The sequence below is a fragment of the Streptomyces sp. SAI-127 genome, from assembly GCF_029894425.1.
Taxonomy (GTDB): domain Bacteria; phylum Actinomycetota; class Actinomycetes; order Streptomycetales; family Streptomycetaceae; genus Streptomyces.
Genome location: NZ_JARXYJ010000001.1, coordinates 1,811,549 through 1,836,657, shown reverse-complemented (window position 1 = coordinate 1,836,657; position 25,109 = coordinate 1,811,549). Strand labels below are relative to the sequence as shown.

27 protein-coding genes are annotated in these 25,109 nt (G+C 71.7%); 13 read left to right on the top strand and 14 right to left on the bottom strand.

Translation table 11 applies throughout. The features are described from left to right. Positions 1–56: 56 nt before the first annotated feature. From M2157_RS08710 to M2157_RS08700, 3 genes are all read left to right on the top strand, one after another. Positions 57–734 carry a class II aldolase/adducin family protein gene (locus tag M2157_RS08710; protein ID WP_280864927.1) on the top strand — a complete coding sequence of 226 codons (678 nt, stop codon included), beginning with the start codon at positions 57–59 and terminating at the stop codon, positions 732–734. Beyond that, positions 731–1,669, top strand: coding sequence for a carbohydrate kinase family protein (locus M2157_RS08705; RefSeq protein ID WP_280861251.1), 939 nt, complete (start codon positions 731–733; stop codon positions 1,667–1,669). Before M2157_RS08710 ends, M2157_RS08705 begins: the two co-directional genes overlap by 4 nt. A gap of 108 nt (positions 1,670–1,777) precedes the next feature. After that, positions 1,778–2,107: a DUF2218 domain-containing protein gene (locus M2157_RS08700; RefSeq protein ID WP_280861250.1), complete on the top strand. Its 330-nt coding sequence runs from the start codon at positions 1,778–1,780 to the stop codon at positions 2,105–2,107. Positions 2,108–2,116: 9 nt separating this feature from the next. On the opposite strand, the gene M2157_RS08695 is transcribed toward M2157_RS08700, so the two are convergent. The 5 genes from M2157_RS08695 to M2157_RS08675 form a co-directional block, all read right to left on the bottom strand. After that, complete coding sequence (locus M2157_RS08695; RefSeq protein WP_280863728.1) at positions 2,117–2,644, bottom strand: NUDIX hydrolase family protein; 528 nt, start codon at positions 2,642–2,644, stop codon at positions 2,117–2,119. A 42-nt stretch (positions 2,645–2,686) separates the two neighbouring features. Further along, positions 2,687–3,841 carry an amidohydrolase family protein gene (locus tag M2157_RS08690; RefSeq protein WP_280864926.1) on the bottom strand — a complete coding sequence of 385 codons (1,155 nt, stop codon included), beginning with the start codon at positions 3,839–3,841 and terminating at the stop codon, positions 2,687–2,689. Positions 3,842–3,843: 2 nt separating this feature from the next. Next, positions 3,844–5,247, bottom strand: a complete 1,404-nt coding sequence (locus tag M2157_RS08685) for a glutamine synthetase family protein (protein WP_280861248.1) — start codon at positions 5,245–5,247, stop codon at positions 3,844–3,846. Positions 5,248–5,286: 39 nt separating this feature from the next. Further along, positions 5,287–6,099: an SAM-dependent methyltransferase gene (locus M2157_RS08680; protein WP_280861247.1), complete on the bottom strand. Its 813-nt coding sequence runs from the start codon at positions 6,097–6,099 to the stop codon at positions 5,287–5,289. A 104-nt stretch (positions 6,100–6,203) separates the two neighbouring features. Beyond that, positions 6,204–6,905: a response regulator transcription factor gene (locus tag M2157_RS08675; RefSeq protein WP_280861246.1), complete on the bottom strand. Its 702-nt coding sequence runs from the start codon at positions 6,903–6,905 to the stop codon at positions 6,204–6,206. Positions 6,906–7,350: 445 nt separating this feature from the next. On the opposite strand from M2157_RS08675, the gene M2157_RS08670 reads away from it, so the two are divergent. The 8 genes from M2157_RS08670 to M2157_RS08635 all read left to right on the top strand — a co-directional run bounded on the left by M2157_RS08670 (position 7,351) and on the right by M2157_RS08635 (position 15,457). Continuing rightward, on the top strand, positions 7,351–8,496 hold the full coding sequence (locus M2157_RS08670; protein ID WP_280864925.1) for a histidine kinase: 1,146 nt from the start codon (positions 7,351–7,353) through the stop codon (positions 8,494–8,496). Positions 8,497–8,578: 82 nt separating this feature from the next. Beyond that, a complete protein-coding gene (locus tag M2157_RS08665) occupies positions 8,579–9,211 on the top strand; it encodes a cupin domain-containing protein (protein ID WP_280861244.1) in 633 nt (210 codons plus the stop codon). 52 nt (positions 9,212–9,263) lie between these two features. Beyond that, entirely contained in the window at positions 9,264–10,601 is a 1,338-nt protein-coding gene (locus M2157_RS08660) for a M24 family metallopeptidase (protein ID WP_280864924.1), read from the top strand. Next, positions 10,588–11,565 (top strand): thiamine pyrophosphate-dependent dehydrogenase E1 component subunit alpha, encoded by a 978-nt coding sequence (locus M2157_RS08655; RefSeq protein ID WP_280864923.1) that lies wholly within the window; start codon positions 10,588–10,590, stop codon positions 11,563–11,565. Before M2157_RS08660 ends, M2157_RS08655 begins: the two co-directional genes overlap by 14 nt. After that, complete coding sequence (locus tag M2157_RS08650; protein WP_280861241.1) at positions 11,553–12,533, top strand: alpha-ketoacid dehydrogenase subunit beta; 981 nt, start codon at positions 11,553–11,555, stop codon at positions 12,531–12,533. The genes M2157_RS08655 and M2157_RS08650 overlap by 13 nt, the downstream gene beginning before the upstream one ends. A 22-nt stretch (positions 12,534–12,555) precedes the next feature. Continuing rightward, positions 12,556–13,902 carry an amidohydrolase family protein gene (locus M2157_RS08645; RefSeq protein WP_280864922.1) on the top strand — a complete coding sequence of 449 codons (1,347 nt, stop codon included), beginning with the start codon at positions 12,556–12,558 and terminating at the stop codon, positions 13,900–13,902. After that, the gene (locus M2157_RS08640; protein ID WP_280864921.1) at positions 13,899–14,771 is read left to right on the top strand and encodes a cupin domain-containing protein; all 873 of its coding nucleotides are present in this window, start codon (positions 13,899–13,901) and stop codon (positions 14,769–14,771) included. Before M2157_RS08645 ends, M2157_RS08640 begins: the two co-directional genes overlap by 4 nt. Continuing rightward, positions 14,768–15,457: an SDR family oxidoreductase gene (locus M2157_RS08635; protein ID WP_280864920.1), complete on the top strand. Its 690-nt coding sequence runs from the start codon at positions 14,768–14,770 to the stop codon at positions 15,455–15,457. The genes M2157_RS08640 and M2157_RS08635 overlap by 4 nt, the downstream gene beginning before the upstream one ends. A 17-nt stretch (positions 15,458–15,474) precedes the next feature. Here the strand turns inward: M2157_RS08635 and M2157_RS08630 are convergent, their stop codons facing one another. The 5 genes from M2157_RS08630 to M2157_RS08610 form a co-directional block, all read right to left on the bottom strand. After that, complete coding sequence (locus M2157_RS08630) at positions 15,475–16,269, bottom strand: SAM-dependent methyltransferase (protein ID WP_280864919.1); 795 nt, start codon at positions 16,267–16,269, stop codon at positions 15,475–15,477. A gap of 150 nt (positions 16,270–16,419) precedes the next feature. Next, a complete protein-coding gene (locus M2157_RS08625) occupies positions 16,420–16,752 on the bottom strand; it encodes a DUF3140 domain-containing protein (protein ID WP_280861236.1) in 333 nt (110 codons plus the stop codon). A 33-nt stretch (positions 16,753–16,785) separates the two neighbouring features. Beyond that, a complete protein-coding gene (locus M2157_RS08620; protein ID WP_280864918.1) occupies positions 16,786–17,265 on the bottom strand; it encodes a DNA starvation/stationary phase protection protein in 480 nt (159 codons plus the stop codon). Then, on the bottom strand, positions 17,262–17,519 hold the full coding sequence (locus M2157_RS08615; RefSeq protein WP_280868179.1) for a WhiB family transcriptional regulator: 258 nt from the start codon (positions 17,517–17,519) through the stop codon (positions 17,262–17,264). The genes M2157_RS08620 and M2157_RS08615 overlap by 4 nt, the downstream gene beginning before the upstream one ends. 44 nt (positions 17,520–17,563) lie before the next feature. Further along, complete coding sequence (locus tag M2157_RS08610) at positions 17,564–18,364, bottom strand: alpha/beta hydrolase (protein ID WP_280864917.1); 801 nt, start codon at positions 18,362–18,364, stop codon at positions 17,564–17,566. A 147-nt stretch (positions 18,365–18,511) separates the two neighbouring features. Here M2157_RS08610 and M2157_RS08605 point away from each other — a divergent pair, with 147 nt between their 5' ends. Then, positions 18,512–19,285, top strand: coding sequence for a sulfite exporter TauE/SafE family protein (locus tag M2157_RS08605; protein ID WP_280861232.1), 774 nt, complete (start codon positions 18,512–18,514; stop codon positions 19,283–19,285). Here M2157_RS08605 and M2157_RS08600 read toward each other — a convergent pair. After that, positions 19,271–20,065: an HAD-IIA family hydrolase gene (locus M2157_RS08600; RefSeq protein ID WP_280864916.1), complete on the bottom strand. Its 795-nt coding sequence runs from the start codon at positions 20,063–20,065 to the stop codon at positions 19,271–19,273. The genes M2157_RS08605 and M2157_RS08600 overlap by 15 nt on opposite strands. Positions 20,066–20,310: 245 nt before the next feature. On the opposite strand from M2157_RS08600, the gene M2157_RS08595 reads away from it, so the two are divergent. Next, positions 20,311–21,057, top strand: coding sequence for a cobalt-precorrin-6A reductase (locus M2157_RS08595; protein WP_280864915.1), 747 nt, complete (start codon positions 20,311–20,313; stop codon positions 21,055–21,057). 25 nt (positions 21,058–21,082) lie between these two features. On the opposite strand, the gene M2157_RS08590 is transcribed toward M2157_RS08595, so the two are convergent. From M2157_RS08590 to M2157_RS08580, 3 genes are all read right to left on the bottom strand, one after another. Then, entirely contained in the window at positions 21,083–23,164 is a 2,082-nt protein-coding gene (locus tag M2157_RS08590; protein WP_280861229.1) for an MDR family MFS transporter, read from the bottom strand. Between the two features lie 74 nt (positions 23,165–23,238). After that, the gene (cobF, locus tag M2157_RS08585; RefSeq protein ID WP_280864914.1) at positions 23,239–24,012 is read right to left on the bottom strand and encodes a precorrin-6A synthase (deacetylating); all 774 of its coding nucleotides are present in this window, start codon (positions 24,010–24,012) and stop codon (positions 23,239–23,241) included. 481 nt (positions 24,013–24,493) lie between these two features. After that, the gene (locus M2157_RS08580; protein WP_280861227.1) at positions 24,494–25,012 is read right to left on the bottom strand and encodes a DUF309 domain-containing protein; all 519 of its coding nucleotides are present in this window, start codon (positions 25,010–25,012) and stop codon (positions 24,494–24,496) included. Between the last annotated feature and the right edge of the window lie 97 nt (positions 25,013–25,109).

The following is a 25,109-nucleotide window of genomic DNA, read 5'->3' as shown; positions in this document are numbered from 1 at the left end:
GACAACCTCCGAACGTGAACGTGACTTTGTTTCAGGTTTAGGTTAGCGTCGCGCGCATGACCGACTCAAGCCCGGTGCTGAGCGAGGAGCGGGCCGCCGTCGCGGACGCCTGCCGCCGTCTGGGAGCCGAGGGACTGCTCATCGGTACGGCGGGCAATGTCAGCGTACGCGTCGAGGACCACGTGGCGATCACCGCGACGGGAGCCGTCTTGGCCGAGCTCACCCCGGACCAGGTGACCGTGGTGGACCTCGACGGAGAGATCGTGGCCGGAAGCCTGCTGCCCACCTCGGAACTCGACCTCCACCTGGGCGTCTACCGCCGGTACGGCACCGCCGCCGTCGTGCACACCCACGCCCCGATGGCCACCGCGCTCTCCCTCGTCCTCGACGAACTGCCTTGCATCCACTACCAGTTGCTGGCCCTCGGCGGCACCGTCCGGGTCGCGCCGTACGCCACCTTCGGCACCCCGGATCTCGCCGAGTCGGTCCTCACCGCGCTGGAGGGGCGCGGTGCGGCCCTGATGGCCAACCACGGTGCGGTGACCCACGCCCCGACCCTCGAGAAGGCGGTCGAGCACGCCCTGCTCCTGGAGTGGGCCTGCGGTGTCTACCAGCGCGCGGCCGCCCTGGGGCAGCCCCGCATCCTCGACGAACAGCAGCAGATCGCGGTGCTCGAGGCCGCCCTCGCCCGCAACTACGGCACCACGCAATCCGCACAGGAGGGGAACCGATGAAGGCACAGAACGTCGTCACCATGGGTGTGCACGTGCTGGACGTGCTGGTACGTCCGGTCGAGGAGATACCCGAGGGCCAGGGCGCGACCCTGGTCGAGGACATCCGCATGACCGCCGCCGGCACGGCCGCGGGCACCGCCCTGACCCTCGCCAAGCTGGGCGCCTCGGTGCGCACCGCCGGGGCGATCGGCACCGACCCGACGGGCGACCTGCTCACGCAGCTCCTCGACAAGGCGGGGATCGACACCGAGTTGCTCGTCCGCCGTATCGACACCTCCACCTCCGCGACCGTCCTGCCCATCCGGCCCAACGGTGACCGCCCCACCCTCCACCTGCTCGGCGCCAACATCACCTACGGCCTCGACGACGTGCCCTGGGACGCGGTCGCCGAGGCGAGCCACCTCCACCTCGGCGGCCCCGAACTGATCGGCGCCGAGGTCGCCGCCCGCATCCTGGCGCACGCCAAGGATCACGGCGTCACCACCTCGGTGGACCTCCTCGCGCCGGGTGAGCTCGGCACCTTCGACCAGATCGAACCGCTGCTCCCGTACGTCGACTTCCTGCTCCCCAACGAGGACCAGGTCCTCGGCTTCAGTGAGGAAGACGACCTTGTGACCGGTGCGAAGAAGTTCCTGGCCGGGGGTGTGGGCCTGGTCGCGGTCACCCGTGGCGGCGACGGCGCCCTCCTGGTCACCGCCGAGGGCACGGAGACCATCCCCGCCTTCGAGGTCGAGGTCGTCGACACCACCGGCTGCGGCGACGCCTTCTCGGCGGGCTTCCTGCGCGGGGTGGGCCTGGACCGTACGCCACGCGAGGCGGCGATTCTGGGCAGTGCCGCGGCGGCGCTGGTGGCGCAGGGCCTGGGCAGCGACCATGGCGACTTCGACCTGGCGGAGGCCGACGAGTTCTCCATGACGAGCAAGACCCGCACCTGAGCCGCACCCATACCTTGCGGTGTGCGAGGGGTGCGGAATGGACGTGGGACGACCGGTGTTGCGGCAGCATCGAGTTCGTACCGCGCCACCGCACTCCTGGGAGTACCCATGCCCCGCTCCGAAGCCCGCGTCGCCACCGACCGCCCGCACCGCTACGGCAAGCAGCTCGCCTCGCACCTCGGGCGTCGCAGCCGGACCACGTGGGACGAGGAGAGCGGTGAGGGCAGCCTGCTCTTCCAGAACGGAGGCAAGGGCTCCCTCACCGCCACCGAGGATGCGCTGCTGCTGACGCTGGAGACGGAGTCCGAGCACCTCGATCTCCTGGAGGGAGTCGTCGGCAGCCACCTGGTCCGCTTCGGCAGCAAGGACGAACTCGTCGTCGAGTGGACGCGGGACAGCGGCGAGCCCGGTACGACGCAGCGCAAGGAGACCGACTGACGGGTGACCTCAGATCGCGCAGCCCACATGGGCCAGCGCCTGCTTGAGCAGCACCCCGTGCCCGCCGGGCATCTCGCTCTCCACCGCCGGTGACAGGGCCTCCTGCGGGCTGAACCACACCAGGTCCAGGGCGTCCTGCCGGGGCCGGCAGTCGCCGGTCACCGGGACGACGTAGGCGAGGGACACCGCGTGCTGGCGCGGGTCGTGGAACGGCGTGACCCCCTGAGTGGGGAAGTACTCGGCCACGGTGAACGGCTGAAGCGAGGACGGGATCCGGGGCAGGGCCACGGGTCCCAGGTCCTTCTCCAGGTGGCGCAACAGGGCGTCCCGGACCCGCTCGTGGTGCAGAACGCGGCCGGAGACCAGAGTCCGGCTGACCGTTCCGTCGGGTCCGATGCGCAGCAGCAGGCCGACGCTGGTGACTTCGCCGTTGTCGTCGACGCGCACGGGCACGGCCTCGACGTACAGGATGGGCATCCGGGCGCGCGCCTGCTCGAGATCGTCGGCGCTCAGCCAGCCGGGCGTGGTATCGGTCAAGTCAGACATTGCTAGATCATACTTTCCGGGGAGGGCGGGCGCTCAGTCGCGCTCGCCTGGTGGGACGGGGGACGGGGCGGGAAGTCCGTAGAGGCGGCGGGCGTTGTCCCCGCTCGCCCAGGCCGCGACGCGCAACGCGTCCGGCAGGCTCAGCTCGTCGGTGTCCACCCGCTCCTGGAGCAGCCCGGCCAGTCCCTGCCGGAACGACAGCGCGCCGAGCAGATGGAATTCGGCCACCCCGTACGCGTCGGAGCTGTACAGCAGCTTGCGGAACGGCGTGATCTCCAGCGCCTCCGCCAGGATCGCCCGGGACCGTGCGGGGCCGACGTAGTGCAGGGTGAGGCCCACGTCCAGGTACACCTGCTCGAACACCGCGGCCAGATAGGCGGCCTGCCGCTGATACGGCCAGCAGTGCAGCAGCAGGACCGGGATCGTGCCCGCGGTCAGGTGCAGCCAGTCCGTGAGGTGGGTCGGGTCCACCCGGTGCATACGGATGTCGCTGTCGCCGAACCCGGTGTGCAGCTGAAGGGGCAGCCCCAGATCCACGGCGGTCCACAGCAGATGCCGTACGAGAACCGGATCGGCCAGTCGTCCACCGTGAGCGAGCCAGTCGGCGGCGGCACGCGCGACCTCCGCGTCCGAGGGGCGCGCGGGGTCCAGGTCGAAGCCGGTGCGGTAGGCGGCGACCGACTTCACGGCCACCACACCCGGCCGCCCCACGGCCTCCAGAGCGGCCGCGCGGAACTCGTCCGCGTACGCGTCCGGCTCCACGCCCCGCGCCGCCACCGCCTCCGCGACACCCTCCAGCCGCACGATCTCGTACGCCGTCCCGCCCGCGGCCGCTGCCAGCTCCGCCGGTGTGGTGAGACGTTCCGGCGCGTACCCGGTGTCCACGCAGAACACGTCCGTGCCCGCGGCGGCCAGGAAGCGGCGGTTGACCTCCTGCGGGCCGAGTTCCGCGCGGCGGGCCAGGTAGGTGTCGGGCGGCGCGTGGCGCGGGAGGTCCAGCAGGGGTGCGCAGTGCCGGCGGACCGCCACGCCGACGGGGCTGTCGAAGGGGGAGATCCCCGGCCAGGCCGCGCCCTCGGTGATCAGCGACTCGAAGCCCGTCCGGTCGAGGCCGTCGACGACGACCCCGTGACAGTGGTGGTCCACCAGCCGGGCGGCGGCGAGGGTCTCGTGGACGCGTCCGCTCATGCTCAGTACTTCCAGCGGTACGCGGCCGCGATCTGCTCGTCGTCCAGCTCGGCCACGGAATCGCTCTCCCCGAAGCGCACGGCGACCACGGCGTCGGCGAGGACCGGACCCAGCGCGGCCCGCAGCTGTTCGTCGGCGCGGAACGCCCTGACCGCCTGGGAGAGCGAGGTCGGCAGTCGGCGTACGCCCATGGCGGCGGCCCGGTCGGCGGGGAGCAGGGCCGGATCGCCGGTGATCTCCCTGGCCAGCGGCATGGCCGAGGTCAGCCCGTCGAGCCCGGCGGCGATCAGACCGGTGAACGCGAGATACGGGTTCGCGGCCAGGTCGACCGGCTTCAGCTCCAGGTTCGCGGCCCGGTCGGTCCGGCCCGCCGTGCCGGTGATGATCCGGACGGCCGCCTCCCGGGCCTCGCGGCCCCAGGCGGTGAACACCCCGGCCCACTGGGAGGGTTGGAGACGCAGATAGCTGGCCGGGCTCGGCGCTGTCAGGGCCGTGAGCGCGTGCAGATGGGCGAGGACACCCGCGACGAACGACTCGGCCTCGCGCGTCATGCCGTAGCGGCCCTTGCCGCCCGAGTGCAGGTTCACGCCCTCGCGCCAGGCGGAGAGGTGGAGATGGCCGCCGTTGCCGACGCCCTCCGCGAAGACCGCAGGGGCGAAGGAGACGACCAGCCCGTGCCGCTGGGACACCGCCCGGATCGTCTGCCGTACGAGCACGCTGACGTCGGCCGCCGCCACCGGGTCCAGGGCACTTGTCGAGATCTCGAACTGCCCGGCCGCGTACTCGGGATGGAGCTGCTCGACCTCGATGCCCTGCTCGTCGCAGGCCGCCAGCAGGTCGGCCGCGTAGTCGCCGAGCTCGACCTGGCGGGTGGCGCCGTACGCCGGTCCCGACACGGCGGGCACGAAGTCACCGTCCGCCGCCGGGCCCCGGCCCACCGCCCACTCGATCTCGACGCCCGCCTTGAAGGCGATCCCGTGCCGCTCGGCGGCCTCGGTGACGATCCGCCTGAGGACCGTGCGGGAGCAGCCCGGATGCCGCTCGCCCTCCTGCGCGATCCGGTCGACCGGCGCCCAGGCCCAGCCGGGCTGCCCGGCCAGCGCCACGAGCCCGTCGAGGTCGGGGTAGAGACGCAGATCGCCGTCGGGGGAGCCCAGGGTGTCGGTCGTGACGATGGAGTCGTTCGCCAGGAAGGTGTCGAACACCGGCGACATGCCCACACCCCAGGCCGCGGCGGAGGGCAGCTTCGCCGTCGGGATCGTCTTCACCCGGCAGATGCCCGCGGTGTCGACGTAGGCCAGGACCACGCCGCGCACGCCCTTCTCGGCCAGCTCGTCGCTCAGCGCGGCGGCCCGGTCCACGTCACCGGGACGGCCGCCGGGAACGGGGTCGGCAAGGGTGGTCATACGTCCTCCACGACGGGCTCGGCCGGATCGGATCCCGCGTCACGGTTTCACGGCCACCGCGCCGAACTGCGGTACCACGACCGGGGAGTCGGACTCGGCACGCCACTGCGAGCAGGAGACCAGGCCCGGCTCGAGGAGGTCGAGCCCCTCGAAGAACATGGCGATGTCCTCGCCGCTGCGGGCCGTGATCGGCGGAGTGGCGTTCTCGTTCCAGAACTTCATGGCCGGGATCTGGCCCTCGCCGCCGAGGTCGGCGTCGAACGTGGGGTGCGTCAGGGCCAGATGGCTGCCGGCGGGCATCGCGGCCATGACCTCCCGCGCGATCCGCCGGGCCTCCTCGGTGTCGAGGACGAAGTTGAGGATGCCGAGCATCATCACCGCGACCGGCTTGCTCAGGTCCAGGGTCTGCGCGGCGCGTTCAAGGATCGCGGCCGGGTCGTGGACGTCGGCGTCGATGTAGTCCGTGACGCCCTCGGGGGTGCTGGTCAGCAGGGTGCGGGCGTGGACCAGCACGATCGGGTCGTTGTCGACGTAGACGATCCGCGCGTCGGGGGCGATGCGCTGAGCGATCTCGTGGGTGTTGTCCACCGTCGGCAGCCCGGTGCCGATGTCGAGGAACTGCCGGATGCCCTGCTCCTCGGTGAGGAAGCGCACCGAGCGGCCCAGGAACCAGCGGTCCGCGCGGGCGATCTCCTGGATGATCGGGAACATCCCGGCGACATGGTCGCCGACCTGCTGGTCGACCTCGTAGTTGTCCTTGCCGCCGATCCAGTAGTTCCACACGCGCGCGTTGTGCGCCACACCTGTGTTCAGCCTCGCCGACGCACCCGACGGGGTGTGGCTGTCGCTCACGACTGTGCTCCTTCTCGTGCCTGCGGCCGTTGCCGCCATTGTGCCGTCCGATGATCAGCTTGTCCCGGAAACGGGCGACTCGAACGCCCCGCCCGAGGGCCGGCTCAGCCCTCCCGCCGCGCGTGCCCGTTCTGCCAGGCCCAGGCCGCGATCTCCACGCGGTTCCGTGCGGCCAGTTTGAGCTGGACGCTGGAGAGATGGGTCTTGACCGTGGAGAGGGAGACGTACAGCTCTGCGGCGATCTCGGCGTTCGTACGGCCGAGGGCGACCAGGCGGACCACGTCGAGCTCACGGTCGGTCAGGGGCTCGGTGGCCGGCGCCGGGCGGGACGCGGTGACCGGCTTCGGCGCCGGGTCCGCCGTGACGTGCCGGAGCAGGCGGACGGTGACCGAGGGGGACACCAGCGAGTCGCCGGCCGCGGCGGCACGGACCGCCTCGGCGAGGAGCGTGGGCCCGGAGTCCTTCAGCAGGAACCCGCAGGCACCGCCGCGCAGCGCGCCGTAGACGTACTCGTCGAGATCGAAGGTGGTGACCACGACCACCCGCATCGGATCGGCGACGTCGGGCCCCGCCAGCAGCCGCGTCGCCTCCAGCCCGTCCAGCTTCGGCATCCGGATGTCCAGCAGACACACGTCGGGCCGTACCTCCCTGGCCAGCCGCACCGCCGTCTCCCCGTCGGCGGCCTCGGCGACCACGGTGATGTCCGGCTGCGCGTCCAGGAAGAAACGGAAGCCGGTACGGACCATGTCCTGGTCGTCGGCGATCAGCACGCGGATGCGCGCTGCCGGCGGGGTGGGGCTCGTCATGGGTCGATCATGCCTCAGGGGGGGAGGGGGTGGAGCGGCTGTGGATGGGGGCGGGGGCGGGGCGGGCTGCGGGGTGGATGCTTCGGCGGGTGTGGTCGAGGGCGGGACGTGGTCGAGGGGGGCGTGGCCGTGACACCGGGCCCGGCCGGAGGGTGACGGCCGGGTCCGGTGCCGGTCGGAGGGGCGGCCTCTGCTCTGGCAGGGCTGGGACCGGCGCTGCGCACCGGTCACCGCGTCGGTGGGAGGGCTCACAGGGTGTACGCCGGGCCGGGTCCCGACGGCGGGCGGCCGACCCGCTCGACCCGCTCCGGGGAAGCGGCTCCACTCTCACCCACGGGCACGGGCGCCCGCCTCGGCCGAACGGCCAGGTCTCCGGGCCTGGCGCGGCCGCGCCTCGACCGTTCGGCCGATCCCACGTGCGGCGGCCGCGCATACGGTGAGCGGCATGAAGTCCGTATCTGGCCGGGGCTGCGCGGGCGGCGCCGGTATCGGCGCGCTGTTCGCGGCCGTGTTCGTCGACGTGGCCTACTCGACCGAGGGCCACGGCCCCTCCTGGCCGATGGCCGCGACCCTGCTGCTCGGCGGCGCTGCCGTCCTGTGGCCGGCCGCCCGGCGCCCCCGCCGGCTCACCCCGCAGCTGCGTACCGCCGTGCCTGCCGTCGCCTCCCTGGTCTGCACGGTGGACTCGGTGGCGCGCTCCGGCGTCCAGTTCGGCCCGGGCGAGCCGGCGATCCTGCTGTGCCTGCTGTTCGTCGCCGTACGGCACTGCCCGCGCAACTGGGTCGTGGCCTGCGCCGCGCTCGACGGGGCCGCCGTGCTGGCGCTTCCGGTACGGCCCTTTCTGGGCGAGCAGGACACCATGCTGGGGTTCATGCTGATCGGGCTTCTCCTGGTCGGCCTCACCATCGCGTTCGCCGCGTATCTGCGTTCGCAGGACTACCGGCGGACCGTCGCCGTCAGCGAGACGCGGCGGGCCGAACGCCTGGCCATCGCCGCCGACCTGCACGACTTCGTCGCCCACCATGTCACCGGCATCCTGGTGCAGACCCAGGTGGCCCGCATGATGGCGGACAACGGCACCGAGGAACTCGACCCCGTCCTCGCCGGTATCGAGCGTGCCGCGACCGAGGCGCTGGCGTCGATGCGCCGGACGGTCGGCGTCCTGCGCGACACCGGCGACGCGGCCGACCGCCGCCCGGTGGGCGACCTCGCGGGTGTCGCCGGTCTCATCGAGGGCTTCGCGAGCCCCGTCCAGAAGGTCACCCTGCATCGCGAGACCGCGGTGCCCGACGACCTTCCGCACGAGGTGCAGGCTGCCGCCTTCCGGGTGGTGCAGGAGGCCCTGACCAACGTACGGCGGCACGCGGGCGACGCCACCCAGGTCGCTGTCGGGCTGCGCTACGAACGGGCCCGCCTGCAGGTGTCCGTGTCCGACGACGGGCGCGGCGGCAGCCAGTTGCCTGCGGCGGCGCACGGGGGCGGCTTCGGGCTCGTCGGCCTGAAGGAACGAGTGACCGCACTCGGCGGCGAACTGCACGCGGGGCCGCGGGCGGAGTACGGGTGGGAGGTGCGGGCGGTCTTTCCGGGCTGACGTGGCGGCGAGTGATGTGGGCGGTCTTTCCCGGGTGAGGGGACGGGTTGTTCAATGGGGCTGCACAGGAGAGGAGCCGCCCGTGTCCCCTGCCCCCGTGCCGCCGGTGGGCGCGCGCATCCGGCAGGCGCGTCTGGAGCGCGGTCTGGGGCTGCGTGCCCTGGCCCGCGAGGTCGGCGTCTCCGCGAGCCTGGTCTCGCAGATAGAGACCGGCAAGAGCCAGCCCTCGGTCAGCACCCTGTACGCCATCACCACCGCTCTCGGCATCTCCGTCGAATCCCTCTTCGAGGTGCGGGAGACCGCCGCGGTGGCCAGTTCGGCCACCGTCATGCACGCTCTGGCGGCCTTCTCGGCCGACCCCGGCCGACGCATCGGCCCCCTGGTCACACCGGGTGAGCGGGACGTGCTGGAACTGGACTCCGGCGTCGTGTGGGAGCGGCTCGGGCACGTCCCCGGCACGGACGTCGACTTCCTGCTCGTCACCTACCGGCCCGGCGGCTCCTCCTCCGGTTCGGGCGGCCTGATGCGCCACGCGGGCACGGAATACGGCTATCTGACCTCCGGCGAACTCGTCCTCACCCTCGGCTTCGACGAGCAGGTCCTGCACCCCGGCGACGCCGTCAGCTTCGAGTCCACGACCCCCCACCGCTACCGCAACGACGGCGACGTACCGGCCGTGGGGGTCTGGTTCGTGTCGAGCCAAACCGTTCAGTGACGCTTGACACTCCTCGCGGACGGTCGTTGACTCGACGGTGGGGGTGGTCGCGATGGCGATCCGCACTTACGGCCCCAATGCCGTCGACTGGGAAGAGCGCGTCGACCTGGCCCGGCTGCGCAGACAGCGTCTGGCCCGGCTCCACGACACGCTGAACCGCTCCGAACTGGGTGCCGTGCTCAGTTTCGACTTCGCGAACATCCGCTACATGACCGCCACGCACATCGGCACCTGGGCGATGGACAAGCTGATCCGCTTCGCCCTGCTGGTCCGCGGCGGCGAACCGATCGTCTGGGACTTCGGCTCCGCGGCCCGCCACCACCAGCTCTACAACCCGTGGCTCGACTACAGCGACGGCAAGGGCGGACCGCCCACCGGAGCCCGCGCGGGCATCTCCACCCTGCGGGGTGCCTTCCACCCGGACGCCGGCATCGCCGAGGACGTCGCCGCGAAGATCGCCGCCGAACTCCGCGCCCACGGCCTCGCCGGCGAACCGCTCGGCATCGACGTGGCCGAGATGCCGGTCCTCGCCGCCCTGCGCGCCGAGGGCATCGACGTCGTCGACGGACAGCAGGTCTTCCTGGAGGCCCGCCGCATCAAGACCGGCGACGAGATCTCCCTGCTCGCCCAGGCCTGCGCGATGGTCGACGCGGCCTACGAGGAGCTCTACGGCTACCTCCGTCCCGGAGTCCGCGAGAACCAGTGCGTCGGACTGGTCAGCAAAGTCCTCTACGACCTCGGCAGCGAGTACGTCGAAGGGGTCAACGCCATCTCCGGGGAGCGCTGTTCACCCCACCCGCACGTCTACAGCGACCGGCTGATCCGCCCGGGCGACCCCGCGTTCTTCGACATCCTGCACAGCCACCTCGGCTACCGCACCTGCTACTACCGCACCTTCGCCGTGGGCAGCGCCTCCCGCGCCCAGCGCGACGCCTACGTCCGCTGCCGTGCGTACATGGACGAGGCGATCTCCCTGGTCCGGCCGGGCGCCACCACCGCCGACATCGTCCAGGTCTGGCCGCGTGCCGAGGAGTTCGGCTTCGCCGACGAGACCGCCGCCTTCGCTCTCCAGTACGGCCACGGGGTGGGCCTGTCGATCTGGGAGAAGCCCATCTTCAGCCGCCTGGTCTCCCTCGACCACCCCGAAGTCCTCGAGGAGGGCATGGTGTTCGCCCTGGAGACCTACTGGCCGGCCGCCGACGGCTGGTCCGCCGCCCGGATCGAGGAGGAGCTGGTCGTCACCGCCGACGGCTGCGAGGTCATCACGAAGTTCCCGGCCGAGGAGCTGCTGGTGGCCGGCCGCAAGTACTGGACGGTGGGCGGCGAGCTCAACACCGCCCGGGAGGCGCAGTCCCACCTGAACACGGGGACCACCGATGGACACCGCTGAACTCCTCGTCCGGTACGAGCAGATGGCCCTCATCCGCCGTACGGAGAAGGCCGCCCACGACCTGTTCCTCCAGGGCCTCGTCAAGGGCACCACCCACCTCGCCGCCGGTCACGAGGCGATCGCGGTCGGCGCGAGCGCCGCTCTGCGTGACGACGACTACGTCTTCGCCACCTACCGCGGCCACCACCACGCGATGGCCCGGGGCGCCACCCCCGAGGAGTGCCTGGCCGAACTCATGAGCAGGGCGACGGGGTTGTGCAAGGCCAAGGGCGGGTCCATGCACCTCACCAAGGCCGACGCCAACATGCTCGGCTCCTACGCCATCGTCGGCGCCCACCTCCCGATGGCGGTCGGCGCCGCCTGGTCCGCCCGGCTGCGCGGCACCGGACAGCTCGCGGTCGCCTTCTTCGGGGACGGCGCCACCAACATCGGCTCCTTCCACGAGGCGTTGAACCTGGCCGCCGTATGGAAACTGCCCGTGCTGTTCGTCTGCGAGAACAACCTGTACATGGAGTACACGCCGATCGCCGACGTCACGGCGGTGCCCCGGCCGGCCGCCGACCGGGCACCGGCGTACGGCATCCCCGGTGAGGTCGTCGACGGCAACGACGTCGTCTCCGTCCAGGAGGCGGTGGCACGGCTGGCGCGGCGGGCCCGGGCCGGGGACGGGCCCGCCGTGCTGGAGGCCGAGACCTACCGTCACTTCGGACACAGCCGGACCGACCCGGCGACCTACCGCCCGGCCGAGGAGGTCGAACGCTGGCTCAAGCACGACCCGCTGGACATCGCACGCGGGCGGCTGATCGAGGCCGGGGTGCCCGAGGAGACGGTCACCGCGGCCGACGAGCGCGCACAGGCAGTCGTACGGCAGGCGATCGAGGCCGCGAAGAGCGCGCCGCCGCCGGATCCGCGGGAGGCGTTCACCGACGTGTGGGCGGACGGAGGTGCGGCATGGCGGACGTGATCACGTACCGGGAGGCGGTCGCCGAGGGCATCGCGCGGGAGATGCGACGCGATCCGTCCGTCGTCTGCCTGGGGGAGGACATCGGCGAGGCCGGCGGGGTGTTCAAGACGACCGCCGGGCTGTTCAAGGAGTTCGGGCGGGAGCGGGTGTGGGACACGCCGATCTCCGAACAGGCCATCGTGGGCGCGGCGATGGGTGCCGCGATGACCGGGATGCGGCCCGTTGCGGAGATCATGTTCTCCGACTTTTTGGCCTGCTGTTGGGACTACCTCGCCAACGAGATACCCAAGGTGCGTTACATGACGGGCGGCCAGGTCACCGTGCCCCTCGTCGTTCGCACCGCCAACGGCGGCGGGCTCGGTTTCGGCGCGCAGCACTCGCAGGCCACCGAGAACTGGGCCCTGACCGTCCCCGGGCTGAAGATCGCGGCACCTTCCACCCCCGCCGACGTCATCGGCATGATGGCGGCGGCCGTACGCAGCGACGACCCCGTGGTCTTCTTCGAGCACAAGGGACTGCTGGCCACCAAGGGCGCGCCCGCCCCGCCCGGCCACGTGGTCGAACTGGGGCGCGCTGCCGTCGTGCGCGAGGGCGCCGACGTGACGCTGGTGGCGCTCGCCTCGATGGTGCCGGTCGCGCTGAAGGCCGCGGAAAGGCTCGTCCAGGAGGACATCGGCGTCGAGGTCGTCGACCTGCGCTCACTCGTACCGCTCGACATGGCCACCGTCCTCGCCTCGCTCGGCCGGACCTCCCGGCTGGTCACCGTCGAGGAGAACCCGTACCAGGGCGGCTGGGGCGCCACGCTCGTCTCCGTCGTCGCCGACGAGGGCTTCTCTCTGCTGGACGCGCCGGTGCGGCGGGTGGCGGCGGAGTGTGTGCCGCTGCCGTTCGCGGACGTGCTGGAGGAACAGGTCATCCCCACCGTCGACAAGGTCGTGGCGGCCGTCAGGAGCCTGGCCGCGTACTGAACACCCTCTAGGAGGAAGCGCGATGACCCATCGGATACTCCTTCGTGCCGGACACGTGCTCTCGATGGACCCCGCGGTCGGGGACCTGCCCAAGGGTGACGTCCTCATCGAGGACGGGAGGATCGCGGCCGTGGACCGCGAGATCGGCGCGGACGCCGAAGTCCTCGACATGACCGGCCGCATCGTGATCCCCGGCTTCGTCGACACCCACCGCCACACGTGGGAGGCCTCGATCCGGAACGTGGCGCCCGACGCCACCCTCGACGACTACTTCGTCGACATCCTCGACACCTTCGCACCCCTCTACACACCCGAGGACGTGTACGCGGCCAACCTCGCCGGCGCCCTGGAGTGCCTGAACGCCGGCATCACCACGCTCGTCGACTGGTCCCACATCAACAACACGCCCGAGCACCCGGACGCGGCGATCCGGGCCCTCACGGAGACCGGCATCCGGGCACAGTACGCCTACGGCAGCGCCAACACCTCCCTCGCCGACTACTGGTTCGAGAGCAAGATCGCGATCCCGGGCGACGACGTACGCCGGGTCCGCACCGAGTACTTCGCCTCGGACGACGGCCTGCTCACCCTGGCCCTCGCCACCCGCGGCCCCGGCTTCTGCGTCAACGACGTCGTCACCTCGGAGTGGGCCCTGGCCCGCGAGCTGGACATCCCGATCACCGTGCACGTGGCCATGGGACGGCTCGCCGGCCGCTTCGGGATGGTCAAGCAGCTCCACGACCTCGGACTGCTCGGCCCCGACACCACCTACGTCCACTGCTGCTACTTCAGCGAGGAGGAGTGGCGGCTGGTCGCCGACAGCGGCGGTACGGTCTCCATCGCGCCGCAGGTGGAGACGCAGATGGGGCACGGCTGGCCGCCGGTGATGAAGGCGATCGAGCACGGACTGCGCCCCTCGCTCAGCATCGACGTCGTCACCACCGTGCCCGGCGACATGTTCACCCAGATCCGCGCGGCCTTCGGCGCCGAGCGGGCCCGCGTCAACGCGGCGAGCTGGCAGGCCGATGTCCCGGTCCCCGACACGATGCTGACCGCGCGTCAGATGCTGGAGATCGCCACCCGCAACGGCGCGCATGTCGCCGGCCTGGAGGACCGCGCCGGCTCCCTCACCCCGGGCAAGCGCGCCGACGTCGTCGCGATCGACGCGACCGCCCTGAACGTGGCCCCGGTTCACGACGCCGCCGCGGCGGTCGCGCTGAGCGCCGACGTGTCCAACGTGGAGACCGTGATCGTCGACGGCGTCATCCGCAAGCGCGACGGCAGGCTCACCGCCGACGTGGCGCGGGCCCGGCGCCTGGTCGAGGAGTCCCGTGACCGGCTGCTGGCCGCGAAGGAGGCCCGGGCGTGACCCGACACCTGGTGCGCCGGGCCGCCGACGTGCAGGAGCCGTCGTACGACGAACACGGCTACCGGCGGCGGGAGTTGGTCGGCGAGGGCGACGGCAGCTCGCACACCGGTTTCGGGGTGTGCGAGCTGCGGCCCGATGGCGCGGTCGCGGCCCATGTGCACTCGTACGAGGAGAGCTTCCACGTCCTCGACGGGGCCGTGGTCCTCGATGTGCCCGAGGGGTCGTATCTGCTGGAGGAGGGTGACTACGGTCTCCTCCCGACCGGGCTGCCGCACGCGTGGCGCGGCGCCGGGGACACCGCCGTCCGCTGGGCCGACATGCTCGCGCCGGTGCCGCGGGCCCGGTACGGGTACGACACCCAGGCGGTCCCGGCGTGGCCTGCGCGCCCGCCCGCCCGCATCGACGTCCGTGATCCGCGCACCCGGTCCTTCGGCCACTTCGAGCCCGCCCAGATGGACCCCGGCAAGCAGTCCCAGGACCTGCTCGCGGTGACGGCGAGCATGCGGACCGCGCTCCTCGTCTACAGCGGGATCACGGTGAAGATGATGGTCGACAGCGATCTCGGCGCGGTGGCCTCGACGATGTTCATGGTGCAGTACGCGCCCGACGGCGTCGTGGGCACGCACGACCATCCCTTCGAGGAGACGTATCTGTTCCTCGAGGGCGAGGCGGACGCGGTCTTCGACGGCGCGCGATACCGGCTCGGTCCGGGCGACTGCGCCTGGGCGGGCGCCGGTTGCGTGCACGGATTCTCCAACGCCGGTGACGGGCCGCTGCGTTGGCTGGAGACCCAGGCCCCGCAGCCGCCGGCGCGGCACTCGTACCGCTTCACGCGGGACTGGAACTATCTGAAGGAGGCTTCCCGATGAGCGGCGTGGTGGTGATCGGCGGAACCTCGGGGATCGGCAGGGAGTTCGCCCGGGTGCGGGCGGAGCGCGGCGACGAGGTGGTGATCACCGGGCGCGATGCCCACCGCACCGACACCGCGGCCAAGGAGATCGGGGCCCGGGGGCTCGCCCTGGACCTCGCGCTGCCGAAGGGGATCGCCGCCGCGCTGGGCGATGTGGGGACCGTCGACCACCTGGTGATCGCGGGCATCTCCCGGGACGAGAACCGGGTGACCGATTACGACATCGACGCCGCCATCCACCTCGTCACGCTCAAGCTCGTCGGCTACACCGCCGTCGTGCACGCGCTGCGGTCCCGGCTGCACGACGACAGCGCCCTCGTGCTGTTCGGCGGACAGGCCAAGGAGCGGCCCTACCCGGGTGCGACGACGGTGGCGACCGTCAACGCCGGGGTGACCGGGCTGATGCACACCCTCGCCGTCGAACTCGCGCCCGTCCGGGTCAACGCGATCCACCCCGGAGTCGTGGGCGACAGCCCCCACTGGCGGGCCAAACCGGAGCAGATCCTGGCGGGACTGCGGGCCAGGACACCCACCGGACGGCTCGCGACCGTGGCGGACGTGGTGGACGCCGTGGACTTCCTGCTGCGCAACGGCTCGGTCAACGCGGTGGAGTTGAGCGTGGACGGGGGATGGCTGCTGGGGTGAGCGGCCGGCCTACGGGCTCAGCGCTTGATGCCGACCGCGCCGTACAGCGATACGGGATCGCCGTCCTCCCGCGCGTCCGGACGCCACCGCGACAGGGACACGATCCCCGGCTCCAGCACCTCAAGTCCCTTGAAGAGACGGCTCACTTCGTCGTGCGAGCGGGCCACCAGGGTCACCCCGCTCGCCGTGTACGCCGCGATGCCCGCGTTCACCTTCTCCGGATCGAAGTCCGCCGTCATCGCCGACAGCACCAGACAACTGCCCGGCGCCAGCGCGCCGACCAGCGTGTCCACCAGCTCCTGGGCGCCGTCCTCGTCGGAGATGAAATGCAGCAGCGCGACCAGCGACAGCGCGACCGGCTGCTCGAAGTCGAGGACGGCGGAGGCTCCTTGGAGGATCCGCTGCGGCTCGCGGGCGTCGGCCTGGAGGTAGTGCGTCGCCCCCTCCGGCGTGCCGTGCAGCAGGGCCTCCGCGTGGGCGAGGACGATCGGGTCGTTGTCGACGTACACCACCCGCGCGTCCGGTACCGCGGACTGGGCGATCTGATGGAGGTTGGGCTCGGTGGGGATGCCGGAGCCGATGTCGAGGAACTGGCGGATTCCCGCTTCCCGTACGGCGACCCGCGTGGCCCGCTCCATGAACCGGCGGTTGGCGCGTGCCTGCCGGGGCGCGTCCCCCTGCGCCGTGATCAGCCGTCCGAGCTCCTCGTCGACGGGGTAGTTGTCCTTCCCGCCGAGGAACCAGTCGTACACCCGGGCCGGATGCGGCCTGCTCGTGTCGATCCGCCGGCCGGCCGACTCGGTCCCGGTCACACAAACTCCTCTGCTCGACTGAATGTGCGAGCAGTGTGCCATGCCGCCCGGCGCGCCGGAGGGCGTCCGCGGCCGGCTCGTCATGGATGGCCGAGCAGTCATGGCCGACGGGCCAAAACCCGTCGGCCATGACCAGTCATCCGGCTGCGGCTACGGCCTGAGCGGGTCGTGCCCCAGCGTCATCAACCGATGCCTGCGCACGGTCTGTTCGGGCTCGGGCTCGTTCTCCACGTCGGCCTCGGCGGTGACGGTGTCCACGACCTCGTACATCACCTCGATGTCGTCGTCGGTCAGGTCCGTGCGCCGCTTCTGCAGGATCGCGAGGACATGCTGCCCGGTCGGCTCACCCGCGTGCTCCGGCAGCGGCTCCGTCGACTCGTCGGCGTCGCTCACCCGCAGCCAGGCGGCCAGTTCCTGCGAGGTCATGTTCACCGCGCGGTGGAAGTCCTCCCACAGCGCGTCGAGTTCGAGGGCGTCGGTCATCGCTTGCGCCTTTCCAAGGTGCTTGGGGGCCGGTCAGTCCCGGGGCCAGTTCTCGGCCTCGAACATCCAGCGCTGCTTCTCCAGCTCCGCGGTGATGCCGATCAGCAGATCCTGCGTGACCGGATCGGCCTTCTCGGTGGCGTCGATGCGCTCACGCAGCCGGCCGATCGCCGCCTCCAGCGTCTCGACCATCAACCGGACGACCTCGTCGTCCCGGATCCAGCCGCTCTTCGAGCCGGGCAGCGTGTAGGCGGCGGCGATCGTCTCCGGTCGGCCGTCGGGCGGCAGGCCCAGTGCCGCGGCGCGCTCCGCCACCGTGTCGGAGAACGAGCGAGCCGTCGTCACCACCTCGTCCAACTGGAGGTGGATGGACCGGAAACGCGGGCCCACGATGTTCCAGTGCGCCTGCTTCCCGATCAGCGACACACCGAGCAGATCCACCAGAGTGCTCTGCAGGGCCTCCCCGACCGTCTCGCGGGCCGCATCGGGCAGGGTGCTCCTCACCACAGTCATACCGTGCTCCTCCTTCTGGCATGGTCAATGCCGTCACGGAGCAGCGCGTCGCGTTCCTGCTCGCAGGTTCCGCCCCACACGCCCGAGGTCTGCCCACCGCTGAGCGCCATGTCGAGGCACTCGGGGGTGACCGGGCAGCGGGCACACACGCGCTTCGCCGCTGCGATGTCCCGCAGCGCGGGTCCTTGTGTGCCCACAGGGAAGAACAGCTCGGGGTCCTCTCCCACACAGGCCGCTCGACGCAACCACTCCATGGGGGCGCGGGTGCCCAGGGCGTACTCGTGCAAACAGCGGTGTCTCAGCGTGTGAGCACGGCGTCGACGAAGTCCGTCACGTCTGCGAAGACCGCCGCCTTGTTCGTCTCGTTGAACACCTCGTGCCGGGCACCGGTGTAGATCCGCTCGGCGAACGTCCCGCCCCTGAGCTCCTCGACACCGACGCGGCTCCCGGCGAGCGGGACCAGCCGGTCGTCGGTGCCGTGCAGCCACAGCAGCGGGAGCGGGCCGACGCCACCGCTCGTGGACACGGTCTCCAGGGTGCGGGCGAAGGCCTCCACCGTGGGCCGCTTCATCGGACCGTGCCAGACGAGCGGATCGGCCTGGTACGCCGCGCCCACCGCCGGGTCGCGGGAGAGCGAGGCCAGGCTGATGGGCGTGTCGGGGATCTCGTCGAGGGCGAGCAGCGCCCCCGGCAGCTCCCAGGCGCCGATCACCGGCCCCGACAGCACGAGCGCGGCGAGTTCGGTGCCGTACCGCTGGGCGAAGCGGGCGGCGATCAGACCGCCCATCGAGTGCCCGACCATCACGAGAGGTACGCCGGGGTGGGCGTCCCGGGTCAGATCGGCCACCGCGTGCACATCCGTGACCACGTCCTCGAAGTCCTCGATCAGGACACGCTCGCCCGCGGACGTCCCGTGCCCGGTGTGATCCGGCCCGAAGACGGCCGCGCCGTGCGCCACGAGAACTCCGGCGAGCTCCTCGTACCGGCCGACGTGCTCGCCGTAGCCGTGCACGACGAGGGCCACGTACCGGGGCCGGTCGTGGGGCCACTCGCGCACGGTGAGGGGGCCGTGAGTTCCGGCGAGGACGTGCTCGGCCATGTCTCCTCCAGTTGCGCCACAGTCCGAAATTAGCAGTGCTAAGTAAAGCGTCCCGGCCCCTCGATGACGACGGGAGCGCGCCAACAGGACCACTCGGCGAGACGGCACTTACGGGACCGCCTACCTGCACATAGCATCGGTCTCCGCATGGACACGATGACGCTCTGGCACATTTCCGGTTGGGGGTTCGCCGCGCTCGCCGCCGCGGCGGTGCTCGTCGGCTTCTCCAAGACGGCCGTGAGCGGTGCCAACACGGTCAGCCTCGCGATCTTCGCCGCTGTACTGCCCGCCCGCGCCTCCACCGGCGCCCTGCTGCCGATCCTGATCGCCGGGGACGTGCTCGCGGTGCTCACCTACCGACGGCACGCCCACTGGCCCACGCTCTGGCGGCTGTTCCCGGCGGTCGCGGTCGGCGTGGTCGCCGGCACGCTGTTCCTGCAATGGGCGGACGACGGGATCGTACGGACGTCGATCGGCGCGATCCTGCTGTTCATGGCCGCAGTGACGCTGTGGCGCCGGCGCGCGGCCGAGGCGGCGGAGGAACCCGACGAGGTCGCCACCCGGACGGGCCGCGTCAAGGCCCGTTCCTACGGCGTCCTCGGCGGCTTCACCACCATGGTCGCCAACGCCGGCGGTCCGGTGATGTCGATGTACCTGCTGTCGGCGGGCTTCCGCAAACTCGGCTTCCTCGGCACCTCGGCGTTCTTCTTCCTGATCGTCAACGTCTCCAAAGTGCCCTTCAGCGTCGGCCTCGGCCTGATCGACGGCCACTCGCTGCTGCTCGACCTCGCCCTCGTGGCGTTCGTCGTGCCCGGTGCGTTCCTCGGCAAATGGGCTGTGAACCGGATCAACCAGAGACTCTTCGAACAGCTGGTGATCGCGGCGACGATCGTGGGCGGCGTACAGCTATTGATCCGCTGACCCGCCCAGCAGCGCCGGCAGGTCCGCGAAGGACTCGATCACGTGGTCGGGTGTGCCACTGGCGGAGCGGTGGGTCTCCGGGAGGTACTTCCCGGTCTTCACGAGCACCCCGGTGAGTCCGGCGCGCTGCGCGGCCAGCACGTCCGACTCGATGTCGTCCCCCACCATCAGCGCCTCGTCCGCACCGACCCCGAGCCGTGCGAGCGCCGCCTCGAAGAACGCGGGCGACGGCTTGCCGGTGACCTCGGCGTCGGTCCGGGCGGCCTTCTCCAGCCCCGCCAGGAAGGCGCCCGAGTCGAGCTGGAGCCCGTCGTCGGTACGCCAGTACAGATTGCGGTGCATCGCCACCAGCCGGGCCCCGCGCTGGAGGTGCCCGAAGGCCTGGTTGAGCGCCGCGTAGCCGAACTCGGGCCCGGCACCCCCGAGGACGACGACATCGACGTCCTCGGACTCGCCGCCGACGAGCGTGATGCCCGCGAGATCCTCGGCGATGTCCCCACTGTTCAGCAGCGTGCAGCGCGCGCCGGGACAGCGCTCGGCCAGATACGCGGCGGTGACCGCGGGCGCGGTGAGAATGTCCTGCGCCGACACGGCGAATCCCGCCCCCTCCAGCACCGAGGCGATCGACGCCCGCGTCCGCGAGGTCGTATTGGTCACCAGCGCGACCCCGAAACCCGCCTCCCGAACCTCCCGCAACGCCGCCACCGCCCCCGGCAACGGCTCCCACGACACGGTGAGAACCCCGTCGATGTCGATCAGGACTGCGCGCACGGATGCCATGCCCGGACGATAACCACGGACGGGCGGAAGCGCCTGTGCTCGTGCGGAGGCGCTGACCGTGCCGGGCGCGATCTCGCTCGTCGAGCCGATCAACGCGCTGCGGGGTGGCCCCGCCTTGGCACGAGGACGGACGGAAGCGCCTGTCCTCGTGCGTCTCGCAAGCCCTGCCGGAGGGCGACCGCCGTCGGTGGAAGCCGCGCACCCACCGTGCCGACTTCCGCCCCTGACCTCGTACGCTACCCGCCATGGCCCCCCACATCCTGATCCTCGGCGGCACCACCGAGGCCCGTGAACTGGCCGCCGCGCTCACGGCGCGGCCGGGGGTTCGCGTCACCACCTCGCTCGCGGGGCGGGTGACCCGGCCGGGCGCGGTCGCGGGGGAGGTGCGGATCGGGGGGTTCGGCGGAGTGGCAGGGTTGGCCGACTGGATGCGGCAGGAGCACGTCGACGCCCTGGTCGACGCCACACATCCCTTCGCCCGTGTGATCACCGCCCACGCGGCGCAGGCGGCCGCGGTGACCGGCGTGCCCTCCGTGGTGCTGCGCCGCCCGGGCTGGCGCCCCGGCCCGCGGGACCGCTGGCATCCGGTCGACTCCCTCGACGAGGCCGCCGAGTTGCTGCCGAGCCTCGGCCGGCGAGTGTTCCTGACCACCGGCCGCATGGAGCTGGCCGCCTTCGCCCACCTCACCGAACTGCACTTCGTCATACGGTCGGTGGAGCTGCCCGAGCCGCCGATGCCCCCGCACACCGAAGTGCTCCTGGCCCGTGGCCCGTTCACCGTGGCCGACGAGTCGACGCTCCTCTACGACCACTGCATCGACGTCCTGGTGACCAAGGACAGCGGGGGAGCGGCCACGTCCGCCAAACTCACCGCCGCCCGCGAACTGGCCCTGCCCGTGGTCGTCGTACGCCGGCCGCCCCTCCCGGACGGGGTGACCTCGGTGCCGGACGTGGCGGGAGTTCAGCGGTGGCTGGACCTCGACTCGCCGTGACGCGGGGAGGCGGCCACGAACCCGCTCAGGCGGTGCTGCTGCCCGCCAACTCCCGCGCCCGCTGCGGCAGTCCGGTGTTCAGATCCTCCACCAGGAGCCGCTTCGCGATCGTGTCCACCGCCGCTCTCAGGTCCGTGCCCGAGGGGCGGCCGATGTCCTGCTGCACCCGGTCCGCCAGCCAGTTGCCCCACGCCGTGCTGATGACCCGGGCCTCGCGCGCGCCCGCCCGGGTGTGCGAGAGGAGAGCGCCGTCGAGGGTCAGATAGCCCTCCTCGACCATCCGGTCGAAGACCGGCAGCAGCACCTCGGGCGGCAGACGGCGGCGCGCGGCGATCATGCCGAGGCTCGCGTGGCCGACCATCCGCGTGTGCAGTTCCACCTGCATCACGGCCCACGCCCCGGCGATGTCGAGCCGGGTGTCGGAATCCGTCATGATCCGGCGCGCGGTGTCGAGATCCGTACTGCCGATGATCTTCCCGACCGCTGTCTCCAGCACCCGTTGCGAGTCCGCTCCGGACGGTGACGCGAAGCCCTCGCCCATGTCGGTCGAACCGGCCCGCGCGCTGTCGCGCAGTTCGACCTGCTTGAGGAACAGGGCGACGACGAAGCCGAGCGCGGCGACCGGCACGGTCCACAGGAAGACGGTCTGGATCGTGTCGGCGTACGCGTCGATGATCGGCGCGGCGACGGCCGGCGGCAGCTCGTGCAGCCCCTCCGGGCTGGTTGCCGCCCTGGTGACGGTCGCCGCGTCCAGCCCGCCGCCCGCTCGCACGGCGGAGGCGATGCCGTCCTCGAGGTTCGGGGTCAGGGAGTTGGTGTAGATCGTGCCGAAGACCGCGGTGCCGAAGGAACTGCCCAGCGTACGGAAGAAGGTGACGCCGGAGGTCGCGGTGCCGAGGTCGGCGTACTCGACGGTGTTCTGCACGGCGATCGTCAGGACCTGCATGCACAGCCCGATGCCGGTGCCGAGCACGAACATGTACAGCGATGCCGGCCAGGCCCCCGTGGACGGCCCCATCAGGGACATCAGGAACAGCCCGAGCCCCATCACCAGGGAGCCGACGATCGGGAAGAACCGGTACTGCCCGGTCTTGCTGACCACGTTGCCGCTCACGACCGACGCGATGAGCAGACCGATCACCATGGGCAGCGTCCGTACGCCGGAGACCGTGGCGGAGTCGCCGTCGACGTACTGGAGATACGTCGGCAGATACGTCAACGCGCCCAGCATCGCGAAGCCCACGATGAAGCTGAGGACCGAGCAGACCGTGAACACCGGGTTGGCGAACAGCCGCATCGGCAGCATCGGTTCGGCCGCCCGGGTCTCCACCCAGCAGAACAGCCCGAGTGAGATCACACCGCCGACGAAGAGGCCGATGATGACGCCGGAACCCCACGCGTACTCGTTGCCGCCCCAACTCGTCGCCAGGATCAGCGCGCCGGCGCCCACCGCGACGAACGCGATGCCCATGTAGTCGATCACGGGCCGCGCGGCCGACTTCAGCGCGGGGATGGTGCGGGCCGCGGCGAAGACCACGACGATCGCGATCGGGACGTTGACGTAGAACGCCCAGCGCCAGGTCAGATGGTCGGTGAACAGCCCGCCCAGCAGCGGTCCGATGACCGTGGCCACCCCGAACACGGCTCCGATGGCGCCCTGGTACTTGCCGCGCTCGCGCAGCGGGATGACGTCGGCGATCAGCGCCATCGACGTCACCATCAGACCCCCGGCCCCGATGCCCTGCATCGCCCGCCAGCTGATCAGCAGCGACATGTTGGAGGCGAGACCGCACAGGAACGAGCCCGTGATGAACACGATCGCCGAGACCTGGAAGACCACCTTGCGGCCGAACAGGTCGCCGAACTTGCCGACCAGCACCGTCGCGACGGTCTCCGCGAGCAGATAGGACGTCACGACCCACGACATGTGCTCGGCACCGCCGAGATCCGACACGATCGTCGGCAGCGCGGTGCCCACGATGGTCTGGTCGAGGGCGGCGAGCAGCATCCCCAGCATGATCGTCACGAAGACGACATTGCGGCGGCGCGGGTCCAGCACGGGCGGCTGGGCGGCGACGGGAGGTGCGGCTTCCTCGGCGACTGTCACACCGGCACGATCACACCGCTGGGCCATCCGTGCATGCCAGGGCGGTCCGCTCGGGTGCGGCCCCGGAGGTGGGTCTACCGCTGCTTCGGATCGCGGCGCAGCAGATACGTGTCCATGATCCAGCCCTTGCGCTCCCGGGCCTCGGCACGCAGCCGCTCGATGCGGGGCGCGGCCTCGGCGATCGGCCCCGAGACGAGGATCTCGTCCGGCGTGCCTATGTACGCGCCCCAGTAGATGTCGATGTCCTCGTCGGCGTACGCGCGGAAGGCCTGGTGGGCGTCGAGCATCACGACCACGTCGTCCACCCCCTCCGGGAAGCCCTCGGCGAGACGCCGGCCGGTGGTGATCTGGACGGGCCGCGCGACCCGGTTCAGCCCGGTGCGGTGCCGTGCCACCAGCGCCGACACACTGCTGATGCCCGGCACGACGTCGTACTCGAAGGACACCGAGCCGCGCTCCAGGATCTCCTCCAGGATGCCGAGCGTGCTGTCGTACAGCGCCGGGTCCCCCCACACCAGGAACGCGCCGCTCTCCTCCTCGCCCAGCTCCTCGGTGATCAGCCGCTCGTAGATGTCGGCGCGGGCGCTGCGCCAGTCCCCGACGGCGGGGGAGTAGGCGGCGCCGCCCGCACGGCGGTCCCGCTCCGGGTCCCGGGCCTCGACCACCCGGTACGACCCCTCGGGTATGTGCGCGTCCAGCATGTCCCGGCGCAGCCGCGTCAGGTCGCTCTTCACCTCGCCCTTGTCCAGGACGAAGAACACGTCCGTGCTCCGCAGCGCCCTGACCGCCTGGAGGGTCAGCTGCTCGGGGTCGCCCGCGCCGATACCGATGACATGAATCTTTCGCACACCCCGAGTCTGCCGCACGCCACTGACAGTACGGACACCGCGTCCACCAGGGCTGTCTGCGCGGCTTTGGGGGGCCGGGTGGTGCGGGCGGCTGGAGGCGACAGGATTGTGCGGCAGCGGCGGGCGAGGGCGGCCCGTCTCGCCGTGGGTCGATGAGGGCTGTCCGGCCAGCGGGGGGAGCCGGGGTCGTGCGTGCGGGTGTCCGCGGGGCAGGCGGCACCCGGGGGTGAGGCGGCGAACGGTCCGCCGTGGCGCGAGGTGCGGGGAACGGCACGTCGTGCCGCGGGTGGCTGCAACTCCCCAGGGGCGCGGGGAACTGCGCGACCCGCTTGCCACCGGCCTGCAGACGTGCAAGGACCCGGCGAGGCACCCCCGTGGCGCCCGGCTCAGGCCCCGCGCACGCGGCCCGCGGGGAACTGCGCGACCAGCCCCCACTCACCCGCACCCGCCCGACAATCCGACCCGGCACCCCCCCGATGACCTATCCGCGCAGCCGCGGTGCCCGTCCCCCCGCGTCGACGCTCGCGCCGGTCTCCTCCACGAGGTCCGCGAGCCGCCGGGCCCAGTCGGCCAGCCCCGCGAGATCCATTCCGTACGGCCGCCCTCGCCCGGCAGCCGACGCGGCCCACTCCTCCACGGCCCCGGCGCCTCGCCGCAGCAGCCGTGCCCCGCCCGTGACGTTCCCCCGGGCCGCGTGGGTCAGCCCCACGGCGAGCTGGGCCAGCCCCCGCCACAGGGCGCGCTCCTCGTCGGGGCCTGACTTCCAGGCGTCCTCGAAGACCTCGTGCGCATGAAACGGGCGCCCCCCGTCCAGCAGCTCCTGGGCCTCGGCCACGGTTTCCTGCGGGGTGCGCACCACGCCCTCCGGCTGCCGGGCGACGCCCGCGGCGCCGTACGGCAGTGGCCGCCCGAGCCCGTCCCGCGGCCGGGCGTTGCGCGCCCGCCCCTCGCTGTCCCGGTCCCGCGCGTCCGTCTGCCGTCCTGAGGATGTACTGGCCATACGTCGATTGTCCCGCGCCCGGTGCCCGCTTCGGCCCCGCCCCCGACGTGGGGTAAAGTTCTGTACGCGCGTTCCCGCGGTCCACCGCGGGGCAGCG